We start from the raw sequence: 12482 nt of genomic DNA, 5'->3' as shown, positions 1-12482 counted from the left end.
ATGAGCGCTAATCAAATACCCGATAATCTTTTCCTTTTTCGATAAATTTTTCTGCGTAACAATTAAAGTTAATTATGCCTTAAAACAATCTATACCTATTATATACCAACAAATTACCTTAATGAAAACAAAAACTAATCCATTAAAGAGGCTCACGGTGCTCAGTTTAGTGTTATTAACATTCGGATGTTCTAAAAAAGAGCTGGAACCGGTAGAAACAGGCCCAGTTACACCAACTTATTCTTTTACAGGCACTACTGCCGATGAACTGATGTTTGAAGATGGCGAGGCCATGTCGGTGATGACCAGCGAAAACAGGCGGTTCGATATCAGCAAGGTATTGCGGGTAACAGCTGTTAACAATACCACCATCGAAGTAGCAAATTTTGCCCCGGTTGATATTACAGATGCCACCATCCTGGCAACAATTAAGGGCCAGCCCCAAAAAATCCAGCTATTTCATATCGGAACTATTAAAGGGCACCGGGTGAAACAAATTCCATATCCATTTATCACCGGGCAGACCGAATACCTGGATGTTAACAATAAAAAAGTAGATCTCTCTGCTTATAAAACCATTGGGATTAGTGCTGCTGAAATCAGTTTTGAATTTACCGGTAATACCCCTTTGATAGAGAAACTTAAAAAGTTGAACATCATGAAATGGCAGCCTAAAATGCATGATTTCGATCCTCAGAATTTAGACAATAACTGGCTGGACGAACCCACAGCAAAAGAATTTAGGATGTTTACCGGTTTTATGATCAACTTTGCCTACATGTACACGGACGACACCATGCGTAACCGTATTGTAAATGAATATGTGATCGGCAATGATGGCGTAACACCCCTTACTACCGCCGAAAAGGAAGCAGACTGGATTAAGGCACAAACACGTACCAAAATCAATTGCGGTTTAACCGATACCCGTAAAGTTACCGGTTTGGGTGGAGGAAGCACTTTTGGAATTCCGGATTGGGTTACTTTAAATTTTATGACGAATAGCTATACCACACCCTTTCACGAAATGGGACACGTGTTGGGCTACAACCACAGCTCATCAATGACCTATCCTCAAAATAAGCATGGCAACGTGCCAGTATTTATGGCCAGGCAAGATGAAATGAATTTAGCCGGAGATTTTCCGGTAAGGTTAGCTAATTATTATAAACCTGATGACATCCCTGCACCTAAAAAAAGCACTACTGCTGTTGTAGAAACTGCTAAAATTGGTGAAATATGTATTCAATAATTAAATAATCAATGACTGCCATTAATAGATGCTAAAGAACAGTCGTCCTTTCGAACAGAGTGCAGCGCAGTCGAGAAATCTATGTAGATCGTAGCTCTAGACTGCGCTTCGCTTCAGTCGAGATGACGAATTATCTACCTGTCATCAACCCTTCGATATATTTGAAAAATTCTGACCTCTACCATTAACAGATGCTGAAAAACAGGCGTCATTCCCGAGCAGGCGGGAATCTCAATGCAACTGCAAATCCTACTTAGGCATTACGGTTGCCAATCAAGTTGGGAATGACGATGCCTCGCAGCGCATACTTTTAACATTTGTCGCAACTCCCCCCTTAAGATGTCTGGAATGTGCCTGAATTTGCTGTGGTTTAATGTTAATTTTGATTAATATTTACTTAAAAATCATTTATCTATGTTCCACATCAAGCCACACATCTGGTTCGGCCAGGATAAAGCTAAAGAAGCAGCCGAATTCTATGCATCATTAATGCCCGGTTCTACCTTAAACTATGTAAGTCATTTCGATATGCCCGGAGGCGGTAAGTGCGAAACTGTAGAATTTACAGTAGCAGGACAGCCTTTTTTGGGAATCAGTGCTGGGAATGGATTAACTATCAGCCCCGCAATATCTTTTATGATCAATTTTGATCCCTCACGCGATCCGGATGCAGCTAAACATTTAGATGAAGTTTGGAACAAACTATTGCCGGATGGAGAGGTGATGATGCCCTTAGATCGCTATCCTTTTAGCAAACGATATGGTTGGATAAGCGATAAATATGGCATTTCCTGGCAATTGATCCTCAGTGATCCGGCAGGTGAAGAAAGACCGGTGATTGTTCCATCATTGCTATACACTGGCAACGTTGCCGGAAAAGCCAATGAAGCCATCGACTTTTATTGTTCGGTATTTAAAGATGGCAAAAGGGGTACTACAGCCCCGCGCCCTGAAGATATGGGCCTTGATAAGGCAGGAACACTGATGTATGCCGATTTTTTCATCAACAATACCTGGCTGGCGGCGATGGATAGCGCACATCCGCATGGCTTTGGCTTCAATGATGCAGTATCCTTACTGATTACCTGCGAAACACAAGAAGAAATCGATTATTACTGGTCGGCCCTTACCGCAGAAGGAGAAGAGGGACAATGTGGCTGGCTGAAAGATAAATATGGTGTATCATGGCAGGTAGCCTCTACCATCATGTTCGAAGCGCTTAAAAATGGCAATACTGAACAGATTGCACGCGTTACACAGGCTTTTATGACCATGAAAAAGGTTGATACTGCGGCGCTACAAAAGACTTATAACGGCTAAAATTTCAATTAAAAAAAAGCTGTTATCCCATAAGATAACAGCCCTTTTTTGTTATAAATAAAATCAATTATTTGATGTCTTTTTTTATCTTATTGGCTGTTTTTTTGCCCGGAAGATAAATTTGTAAACCAAATGAGAGATTCAAATTGTTTTGGGTGGTAGCGCTGCCAAAGCCAACCAAACCATTGTATTTTAACAATGTTTCGAGGCCAATATTAGGCGTAACAAAATAAGCAAATCCAGGGCCAACACTTAAGTTCAAGCCATTGGTATTTCCAGCACCATTACTTACGTTAACCCCACCTATACCTGCAGTTGCTTCAGCAAAAAAAAAACGCCCGTGTTGCAGTATTTCTACACTTTTACCTGTATAATAGCGGCCTAAAGCGCCAACACCATAAGTGGTTGTAGTACTCGAGTTTTTAGCTATTTCTAAACCGAAGTTTACATAACCACCTACGGCGATATTATCATGAATAAACCAGGCTGCTTTTGGAGTAATGTCTACACTAAAAACATGAGGTGCATCAAGCCCAAGATTGATATTCGTCAGATTTCCACCAATCATTACATTTTCTTTTTGAATCTGTGCATGAGCAGTAAAGATTGTTGCTGTTGATAAAATGATAAAAGTTAAAAATTTTTTCATAATGTATTTATGTTAGTGATTAATATAAGGTAAATTCTACTCTTCTGTTTTGCTGGCGGCCAGCTGCAGTTTTGTTAGTGGTAATTGGTTGGTCAGGTCCATAACCTGTGGCTTCAATTCTTGATGCATTTGCTCCTTGTGCCACTAAGTATGCTTTTACTGATTCGGCCCTGTTTTTAGATAAACCCAGGTTTAACGCCCTGCTACCAGTATTGTCGGTATGGCCAGCTAATTTTAAGCTGAAATTTTTCTCTATCAATAAGGCCGCAACGCGATTTAAAGAGGCGAATGATTTAGCGCGAATAGTTGATTTACCCAAATCAAATTCTAAGTTAGAAATGGCATCTTTAACCACTTTGCGGTCTGCTTCGGTAATTACTGTAGTTTCTTTGATCACCCCACGCTGCACTTTAATTGGGCAACCAGAACCGTCAACCACTGTACCTGATACCGATGCAGGGCATTTGTCAAATTTGTTTGCAACGCCATCATTATCATCATCACCAAGGTCTTTAGCATATTGCGCTCTATCGCGTTCTCCATTTTGTTCTGCAGTTGATAACGCTTTTCTTAATTCAGCACTTTCTTCAGCACTTTGTTTGCGTAAATCAGCAACTGCACTGTAGTTTTGTAACTGAGAATTTTCTTTGCTTCCTAAAACAAACTCCAAACCCAGGTGAGAATAAGAGAATCTGTTTTCGTTGTAAGCACTTTTAACTGTTGGTGAAGATTTGATAAAGTTAATGTCGTAACCTAAATCGATATTAATTCCTTTAGTTACACCAAATTTAAATCCAACCCCTGTTGGAATGAACCAGCCTTCTCTACCTTTAAATACTTCAGTAGGCCCCGCTTGTGAATCTGATGACATATAACCAGCACAAGCTTTTACGTATGGAATTAACACTGCGTTTTCAGTATTTAAACTAAAATTTGCAATGTTTAATACTGCTGTTAATGCCCCCGACTGCATAAACCAATTCATTTGACCCCTTTTCGCCAATTCTCTAAAATGCAAACAAGCAAAACTTTATAACAAGTTTATTTCCGGTGAGATGGGGTCAATGCACTCTGGTTTATCTACAACAATGTCTGAATTAATAAATAATTGCAATAGTTGGAATTACAATTTTTGTTCACTATTTTTGATTGTCCACGTAACGTGGACAATCAAAAATAGTGAACATGGAACAGCATCTTATAGAAACTTTAACAAAACTGGAAGCGAATACAGGATTCAAGTGGAATTATAAAAACGCCGGAAACGACTTGGATGGTACAGTAGATATTTTAATTAACAACAATAAAGAGCATTTTACCGTTGAGCTTAAAAAAGAGCTTCGTGAGTACCAGCTGCCAAAACTCATATATTACAAACAGATATATAAGCCGCTAATGGTAATTGCGGAAAGAATCTTCCCTGCGATGAAAGAAAAACTGCGTAACGCAGAGATAAATTATCTGGATGGTGCCGGCAATATTTACATCAGGACAAAACGTGTTACAATCTGGCTAGACGGGTTCAAACATGAAGAGCCGGAAAAACCTGTAACAAACAGAGCATTTACCAAAACAGGGCTGAAAATGGTATTCTATCTAATGTTGCATAGAGAGGCCATAAATATGCCCCAGAGGATATTGGCCAATGCAACAGGGGTAGCTTTAGGCAACGTAAAAAACGTAATTAGCGGCTTGGAAGAAGCAGGTTATGTATTGCAAATTGGCCAGAAGAGACAAGTATTGCAAAATAAAAGAGCACTGTTAGAAAGATGGATTGCAGGTTACGGAGAAACACTGAAGCCTAGCCTGCATATAGGAAATTTCAAGCTGCCAACCGGGCGTCCATTGGAATATTTTAACAATAATTTGATAGAACCTGGAAAAACGATATGGGGCGGCGAGCCTGCTGGAGAATGGTTGACGGGTTACCTTAACCCTGAGATATGGACGATTTATACAGTCGAGAAAAGAAATCAGGCAATGGTGAAGTGGAGGCTGATTCCTGCTACAGAGGGACCAATACAGGCCTATGATAAATTCTGGCAGGATGACGCGGCTGATGTTCACCCTTATGCTCCTGAGCTATTGGTATATGCTGACCTTCTGCTTACTGGAGACCCCAGGTGCATAGAAACGGCAAGAATGATTTACGATAAACATTTGAAAGATGAATTTGGAGAATATTAAAGATGGAGAGTTAAAAGAGGTTTTTGATGCCCTGGAAGATACATTTAAAGATAACGCAATCGACTTTTACATGATTGGGGCGATAGCTAGAAATATATGGTACGCTAAGGGAGATGAAAAATTCCGCACTACAAAGGATGTAGATTTTGCGGTGATGATCGCCAGCAGGGAGGATTATCAAAAGGTTAGGGATGATCTTTTCAAAAAAGGATATACCGAAAGCAGTACCAATGCATTCGTGGTGATATCACCGACTGGATTGCAGGTTGATTTGTTGCCTTTTGGCGCAATCGAAATCGACGAAGAGGTAAAGTTTGAAGGTCAGGGTTTAACCAGCATCAAAGTGAATGGCTTCCAAGAGGTATATAGCATGGGTACTGAAGATGTTACCCTGGATACCGGGCATCAATTTAAAATAGCAACCCTACCAGCGATAGTGCTGCTTAAGTTCATTGCCTATGATGATCGACCTGAGTTGCGCTTTAAAGACGCCAGGGATATCATAAATATCATCGAGCACTATTTTAATCTTCAAAGCGACTTTATTTATGAGAATCATGCGGATCTTTTTGGGGGTGAAGACGAAGATATTACACTAGAGGAAATCTCTGGGAAGGTTATCGGTAGGGAGATAAAAAAGATGATCAAAGAAAATGCTGGTTTGGGTGCTAGGTTGAACAGAATCATCTTGGAACATCTGGGGCTGATGGAAAAAAGCGCATTGATCAGAAATATGGTAAATGAAAGTGGAAAAAAAGATGTCGAAGAGATCGTAGCAATACTAAAAGTGATGTTGAACCATCTTAAAGATTAAGAAATGGATACAAAGATGAGAGTGTAAAATAAACTGTATCTAAAGTTAGTAATTTTAACTTTTGACACAGTTTATTTTACACTCTCCCGGAAATTACATTTGAATTAAATCATTAATTATCTTGCAATTACAGATTTGGCACAATGTGGGTATTTCAGGGAAAATGGCCGCTCGTTCCGTTTTCAAAGTGACGGTGCATTCCGCTTCAAACTGGTTCTCCGTCACTTTTGGTAAATCGTTTAGCTTTTGAAGTAGTTTTCATTACTGGCTGGCTGCCTGATTGACCTTTTGTACAGATGAAAACCAGTTATCCTGCAATTGTTGTGTATTTCTTCGCTGACCTAAGTGCGGGGATCACCCCCCGCACTCGGCTTCAAAACCGGACGTGCCACTTTCATGGCATCCGGCTCCTCAACTATTTGGTGCTTATCATTCATACCTCTCCCGTGAATTTGGTGATGACAATGTGTGTGCAGTAAGACTAGATTTATTATTGCATTATTGTTGTGATTCTTATCTTTATGATGATTTTCGATTTGGTCGTCACTTTTAAAGAATAATTTGCAGTATCCGCATTTTCCTTTTTGTCGTTTAAGTAGTTCTGCGGTTCTTTTGCTGATCGTTGCGTAGCGACCTAGCCTTGTTGCCCAGTAAATGAAGTCCCCATCATACGGACTTCTTGTGCCTTTGACCTTAACATAGTTCCTGAATGTCCACTCATAATGCTTTCTGAGCACATGCCCTTGTATGGTTTTGAACGTCCATTTATCCTTCCCATGGGTGCGGAAGTATTTGGCTTTTATCCATTTCCGTCCCTTTTTGGGATGTCTGTGTAACGCCCATTTCCATAATTTACGGAAAGTTATAGTACTCATTTTGCTGAATGCGGCACTGGAAGCGGAGTACTGGTAATAATTCGCCCAGCCGCTGATGATCGGGTTCAACGTTTTAATCAACGCTTCCTGTCTCACCGGCCGCATTTTTCTAATGGTGGTTTTTAGCTTCAAGGAATGCCTTTTCAGGGCATCTCCGTTTGGCTTGATCATTAGGGTATATCCTTTTTTATTATTCGTTTTTGGATATTGACGGATGTTAAAGCCCAGAAAGTTGAAGCCCGGATCTGTTCCTTCATGTTGGCCTAGCGTGTGGCACAACCTCGTTTTTGAGGGCTTCAGTTCCAACCCTACATTGCCTAACCATTGTGAGATATACACTTTTGCTTTCAGCACAATGTCTCTGCATTTGTGAATCACGATAAAGTCATCGGCATAGCGGATGATAGATATGGTATCCTGCCATTTTCCGGTTATCCCTTTCCTGTGAAGTTTACAATATTCCATCAGGTCACGCCTTAGGTATTGTCTGGTATCCTCTTCCATTCCGTGCAGTGCGATATTGGCAAGCAAGGGTGAGATTCCAGATCCTTGCGGTGTGCCGCTTTCATTGGATTTCGGAGGGAAACCTTTATCCACAATACCCGCTTTAAGCCATGCTTTAATGATTCTGGTAATTTTAGGGCAGGTATCTACTTTCTTCAGTAGTTGCTGATGGTTGATGTTGTCAAAACATCCGGCTATATCGGCATCCAAAACGTATGCCTGTTTTCTAAAGGCTGCGCCATATATAGCCCTGATCGCATCGTGACATGATCTGCCAGGCCTGAACCCATAGCTATCAGGCTCGAACCTTGCTTCCCATTCCGGCTCTAAGGCCATTTTGAGCAATGTCTGTTTTGCTCTGGTCGATATTGTGGGAATACCGAGTGGCCGTTTTTCACTTTTACCGGGTTTGTCTATCCAGACTCTCCTGATTGGCGTGGCCTTTTCGCTGAGCTTTAAGTCATTAGCCAGTTTGTTACGCTGTACAGGTGTAAGAGAAGCGACACCATCTACTCCGGGCGTATTCTTGCCCTTGTTGTCCTGTGTTACTCTTCTAACGGCTAGCAATTTCGCTTGTTTTGAAGCTAATAATAATCTTTGCAGGTGTCTTACTCCCTTTTTGTTGTCGTTTAAAGAGGCTCGATAAATCCGTTTTTGCAGCTTAAAAACAGCCCGTTCGGTTGTATTCCAATCGATCTTTGACCATTCACATTCATACCTTAACTTTTCAGTTTGGTTCATAACTTATTTACTGCTACTTACAACTCTATCTTCCAAATAATCGTGTTTCCGTCAGCTTATCCCAAACATTACTTTGGGCATTTGCTTCTGAAACAATCCCTCCCCATACACGTCGCATGCGGCTGACTGCCTACTCAGAGTCTTAACTTTGAGAGCGGGTATGGTGGTTACTCCGTTCCATAATCCTGTTTTGCGTTGAACTTAGATTCCTGCTGTTCACCGGGAATTGACTGGTATCAATCTGAACTTTGATACTTTCAGATTAGTCTGGTATTCCGCACCTTTTGGTGATAGCGTAATCAGTCCCTTTCGCTATTTCGCCATTACGATGATTCAGACACAGGTTTCTCTCGTAATCTTATTCAACTTTGCTCGATGGGGTTCCAGATCGGACTTCCGGTTACCATCTTTTAACCCATGCTTGCATAGATATGATCGTCAGGCCATACCCATGTGAGTTATGCTTTCATCCCGATACCCGGGAGATTGGAATTGCACCAATACAGAACTACAGTTAAACGCATCACTGCGTTCTACACTTTCCTGCTGTCTCAGCAGTTCCGGTGTAAACGGATCGCAGACCAAAAGTGACGGAGAACCACTATTTGCGAAATCTCCAACCTGGCGGGTAACATGGTTTTTATAATGCTCAATCAATGCGGTCGCCCTTGGTAATAATGGTATTCGGGAGGGGATATTCGTCTTCTGTCTTTTGATCGAAATCCAATATTCACCGTCTACACCAAGTACGATGTCAGTTTCCCGTAATTGCTTTACGTCAATGTAAGAAAGACTTGTAAAACAGCAGAAAAGAAATATGTCCCTAACTTGTTCCAGCCTCTCGCTTACCATCGGCTTACGGGCAATCATCTCAATTTCCTCTTCGTTCAGGCCATACTCTCTCGACTGGCTTACCTTATTTTTGTAATTCAAAAATGGATTAAAGGACATCCATTCGTTAGAAAGGCATATTCTGATAATCTTACCGAAATTCTTCATATACTTTACTGCGGAGTTGTTGTTGCATTTCCTGACTGACCGCAAATAAAAATCATACTCGGTAATAAACTCATGGTTCACCTTTTTAAGCTCTACGTCACTAACAGAATACTTCCATTGCAAAAAATCCTCAGTGTGTTTAAGGGAAGTGCGGTATCTTTGAGCTGTGCCTTTGGTATACTCGGTCCCTACCAGAACTTCCATCTTACGGTTATGCTCCGTGAAGGCCCAGATCAATGTAGTCTGTTTCTCTTCTTTTCCCTGAAACTTGTCGCGGATGGCTTCAGCAGTGATCAGGTTGCCGCCTAGGGTAAGCTGACGGTGCGCTTCATAGACCTTCATGTGCAGGTCCGTTAGGTAGACGTTCAGGGACCTTGCATCCTCTTTTTTTCCATTGATCCGACCAGTGGCAACAATCCATTTCTCGGGTTCGCAGGATCTTCCTGTAGTGATTTCGGATCTTTTACCATCAACAGTAATCCTCATGTAGATGGCTATAGGGCCGTTTTGATAATTTTTTGACTTCTTCAAATAGAAGAGCAAGCTGAAATTGGTTTTCATAATGTCTTACATTAATGGTTAACAAATTTAGCTTTGCAGTATTCAAAAGTCAAGATGTGTATTTTTTGAACATCTTTACGGTCAGTGTTTTATAACTAATTCGGTGAGTCATTTCAATTTTTCGTTGTACTCACCGAATCACGGATCAATACCAAAACTTGTGGAATAGTTATTTTTAAGCATACAGTTGAGTTAGTCTGTATAGGAAAAACTTTACGCATTTCACACCGCGGAATTGAGACCTAAATGCTTTGATTTTGGCATTGAATGATTCGGCAGAAGCATTTGTGGATCTGTTATCAAAATAGTTGAGAATAGTAGGATAGTGTTCTGAATTGACCTTGCAATGGTATTGAAAGCTTTAAAGGTGGACTGTCGTACTTTTTCATGCCATTTAGCTAATTTGGCCAGTCCAAATACTTTCTCAGTGGTTTTATCAAATATATGGCTGAGTTCCATACTCAACGAATGAGCTACTTTGAGATCTGGATATCTATCGAATAGTAAATCCGCTCGTTCCTTCTGACTTGGTGTCCAGTCAAAAGCTTTTTTATACAATACATATCTGCTTCTTGCAAGAAGCTGTTCAGCATATCACCATTACTAAATACTTCAGCCCGAAATACTTTATTGGTTTTTTTAGCGATTTCGATCGCATCGTTTTCCATAACAATTGCATCCCAGCGATGCTTGATCCTAATTTCCTGTACAGCTTCTGTAGCTAATTTCTGAACATGAAAACGATCGGTGACCCTTACCGCCACAGGGAAACATTTCTTGGCAATGAGTTCCATGTTTCCAGCCATATCCAGTGTAATTTCAGAAACTTTTCTGCGCTCTTTCTCCGGTATCTTATGCAGCACTGCTATAACCGTTTCAGCTTTGGTACCTGCAACAATAGCTACAATCGCCCCTTTTCTGCCTTTTGCTGCTTTGTTGGTGATGATGGTATAAAGCTCACCATGAGATAGGCTGGTCTCATCTATTGATAGATGCCGGCCGAGGTTCTCTGGATAGAGAAGCCACTTATCGGCGTGGCTCTTTTGTTCCCAGGATTTAAATTCACTCAGATAGTCCCGGTAATGACGGAGAAGTTTTCTTCCATCCACACAATAAAACTTACTGATCGTATGGATATCATTCGGAGCGGTATTGATTGATCTCTTTTAAAAAAGCCGCGAATTCCCCTGTCATTCGCGTTCCTTTCTCTATTAAAGTCCAATTACGATAAATCAATTCGTTACTCTGGGTGTTGATCCATCGACGGCGTTTGATATGATAAAAAACCTTGTGGCCCCGTATAGGAAAATCTTGGACGGTAATCTCAGGAAAGAAACCCTGGAATGTACTTTTATAGATTCAAGTTCTGACTGAAGGTTATTAATTTCCTCAAGGTGAATATGAAAAGTGTCTGGATCTTCAACGACACCGGTAATAGTAAAGTTTGCTAGTATAAAGTCTGGTAGAAATAAATTGAGTAAAGAGGCTGCAGGAGAAGTCATGTAAAGTGAAAATAGTAAAATGCAAAGCTATTTGTTTTTACCTTCCTCCACAAGTTTTGGTATTGATCCAAGGTAGATTGATTTTGTGTAGAGCCGGAAACAAAAAACGCCTTAAACAAATAGTTTAAAGCGTTTTGACGTATTTTGATTATACATGGCGGAGAGTGGGGGAACTGAACCCCAGCTTAAAATCTCGCTATATATGGTTTAAAAGACTTTTATGATAACTGACTCACCGAATCACTCACCGACCTTTTTTAACTGCAAATGCTATATAGATAAAGATAGAAATTTTATGCTTAAATTAAAGGATAATTAATAAATGATGTCAATAACATCGCCTAAAATACTACTACTACTACTCAGATAATCTGGTAAATCTTACCTTGAAAGGGAGTGGCGTCGAACCTTATTGTTTAATAATTTGATTATCAGTTTTTTATTTTTTTGCTTTCGTACCAGGTACTCAACTCGAAGGTATTGAATTTAAAAAATGTTTTTTAAGCAGAAATTTATTGTTTACAGTAATTTATTTGGGAAAAAGTATTATCTCCTATTATATAATATAACTTAAGGAGCCAAATTGTTAATCAAGTTTAATCTCCTAAAATATAACTTGGGTTAATAGAATACAACTATCGGTTTTAATAAAAAATCAGCAAAGGATTCTCATTTAATTTACGTATCATTTTTGAAAAAACATTGCATAGTAAAGATGTTGCTAGATGATTTTATACGATCGGTTAGCGTTCCAGATTACACTCTATTCTCTAATAATAATTCATATTTCACTCTTATTTAGAATTGATATAAATAATATTGCTATATTTGTTCTATCCCATGATTAATATTAACTAACCGGAAAATGATTGTAAAGGCAAGAATAGAGCATCAGAAAGATTTTCTGTTCATGGAAGAAATTCCAGATACGTATGTTCCCGATCACCGATTATCCGAAAAGTCAATTACCATAAAAGATGCCCCGGTGGGTATCAAAAATTATCAGCTTTCAACAAATGGTCTGTTTTTGGTGCATTCGGAAATGAAATTCGATGGTCCGGCCCGCATCCTCACCGAG

General features: G+C 40.0%; 9 protein-coding genes and 2 pseudogenes. 5 read left to right on the top strand and 6 right to left on the bottom strand.

What is annotated here, in order from left to right:
* Positions 1–121: 121 nt before the first annotated feature.
* On the top strand, positions 122–1252 hold the full coding sequence (locus R2R28_RS13115; RefSeq protein ID WP_316826139.1) for a hypothetical protein: 1131 nt from the start codon (positions 122–124) through the stop codon (positions 1250–1252).
* 414 nt (positions 1253–1666) lie between these two features.
* Positions 1667–2572, top strand: a complete 906-nt coding sequence (locus tag R2R28_RS13110; protein ID WP_316826138.1) for a VOC family protein — start codon at positions 1667–1669, stop codon at positions 2570–2572.
* 67 nt (positions 2573–2639) lie between these two features.
* On the opposite strand, the gene R2R28_RS13105 is transcribed toward R2R28_RS13110, so the two are convergent.
* Both R2R28_RS13105 and R2R28_RS13100 read right to left on the bottom strand, forming a co-directional pair.
* Positions 2640–3221, bottom strand: coding sequence for a hypothetical protein (locus R2R28_RS13105; RefSeq protein ID WP_316826137.1), 582 nt, complete (start codon positions 3219–3221; stop codon positions 2640–2642).
* A 19-nt stretch (positions 3222–3240) separates the two neighbouring features.
* Positions 3241–4206 (bottom strand): OmpA family protein, encoded by a 966-nt coding sequence (locus R2R28_RS13100; protein WP_316826136.1) that lies wholly within the window; start codon positions 4204–4206, stop codon positions 3241–3243.
* A 200-nt stretch (positions 4207–4406) separates the two neighbouring features.
* Here R2R28_RS13100 and R2R28_RS13095 point away from each other — a divergent pair, with 200 nt between their 5' ends.
* Both R2R28_RS13095 and R2R28_RS13090 read left to right on the top strand, forming a co-directional pair.
* Complete coding sequence (locus tag R2R28_RS13095; protein WP_316826357.1) at positions 4407–5408, top strand: type IV toxin-antitoxin system AbiEi family antitoxin; 1002 nt, start codon at positions 4407–4409, stop codon at positions 5406–5408.
* Positions 5389–6222: a nucleotidyl transferase AbiEii/AbiGii toxin family protein gene (locus R2R28_RS13090; protein ID WP_316826135.1), complete on the top strand. Its 834-nt coding sequence runs from the start codon at positions 5389–5391 to the stop codon at positions 6220–6222. The genes R2R28_RS13095 and R2R28_RS13090 overlap by 20 nt, the downstream gene beginning before the upstream one ends.
* A gap of 341 nt (positions 6223–6563) precedes the next feature.
* Here R2R28_RS13090 and ltrA read toward each other — a convergent pair whose 3' ends face one another.
* From ltrA to R2R28_RS13070, 4 genes and pseudogenes are all read right to left on the bottom strand, one after another.
* Positions 6564–8342, bottom strand: coding sequence for a group II intron reverse transcriptase/maturase (gene ltrA / locus R2R28_RS13085; RefSeq protein WP_316826134.1), 1779 nt, complete (start codon positions 8340–8342; stop codon positions 6564–6566).
* A gap of 438 nt (positions 8343–8780) precedes the next feature.
* Complete coding sequence (locus tag R2R28_RS13080) at positions 8781–9902, bottom strand: site-specific integrase (RefSeq protein ID WP_316826133.1); 1122 nt, start codon at positions 9900–9902, stop codon at positions 8781–8783.
* A gap of 175 nt (positions 9903–10077) precedes the next feature.
* Positions 10078–10460: pseudogene (locus R2R28_RS13075) on the bottom strand (transposase).
* Positions 10376–11011: a transposase gene (locus R2R28_RS13070; RefSeq protein ID WP_316826132.1), complete on the bottom strand. Its 636-nt coding sequence runs from the start codon at positions 11009–11011 to the stop codon at positions 10376–10378. Before R2R28_RS13070 ends, R2R28_RS13075 begins: the two are co-directional and overlap by 85 nt.
* A gap of 1258 nt (positions 11012–12269) precedes the next feature.
* Between R2R28_RS13070 and R2R28_RS13065 the strand changes: the two are divergent.
* Positions 12270–12482 (top strand): annotated as a pseudogene (locus R2R28_RS13065) (AraC family transcriptional regulator); the annotation flags it as partial.

This window comes from Pedobacter miscanthi (assembly GCF_032678605.1).
GTDB lineage: Bacteria > Bacteroidota > Bacteroidia > Sphingobacteriales > Sphingobacteriaceae > Pedobacter > Pedobacter miscanthi_A.
Note: the sequence above shows the minus strand (reverse complement) of the source record. Positions and strands in the feature narration are given on the sequence as shown.

What these genes read in the sequence shown, in the direction of transcription:
- R2R28_RS13115 (WP_316826139.1), top strand. Translation starts at nt 122, where the DNA reads ATGAAAACAAAAACTAATCCATTAAAGAGGCTCACGGTGCTCAGTTTA.
- R2R28_RS13110 (WP_316826138.1), top strand. Translation starts at nt 1,667, where the DNA reads ATGTTCCACATCAAGCCACACATCTGGTTCGGCCAGGATAAAGCTAAA.
- R2R28_RS13105 (WP_316826137.1), bottom strand. Translation starts at nt 3,221, where the DNA reads ATGAAAAAATTTTTAACTTTTATCATTTTATCAACAGCAACAATCTTT.
- R2R28_RS13100 (WP_316826136.1), bottom strand. Translation starts at nt 4,206, where the DNA reads ATGAATTGGTTTATGCAGTCGGGGGCATTAACAGCAGTATTAAACATT.
- R2R28_RS13095 (WP_316826357.1), top strand. Translation starts at nt 4,407, where the DNA reads ATGGAACAGCATCTTATAGAAACTTTAACAAAACTGGAAGCGAATACA.
- R2R28_RS13090 (WP_316826135.1), top strand. Translation starts at nt 5,389, where the DNA reads ATGAATTTGGAGAATATTAAAGATGGAGAGTTAAAAGAGGTTTTTGAT.
- ltrA (WP_316826134.1), bottom strand. Translation starts at nt 8,342, where the DNA reads ATGAACCAAACTGAAAAGTTAAGGTATGAATGTGAATGGTCAAAGATC.
- R2R28_RS13080 (WP_316826133.1), bottom strand. Translation starts at nt 9,902, where the DNA reads ATGAAAACCAATTTCAGCTTGCTCTTCTATTTGAAGAAGTCAAAAAAT.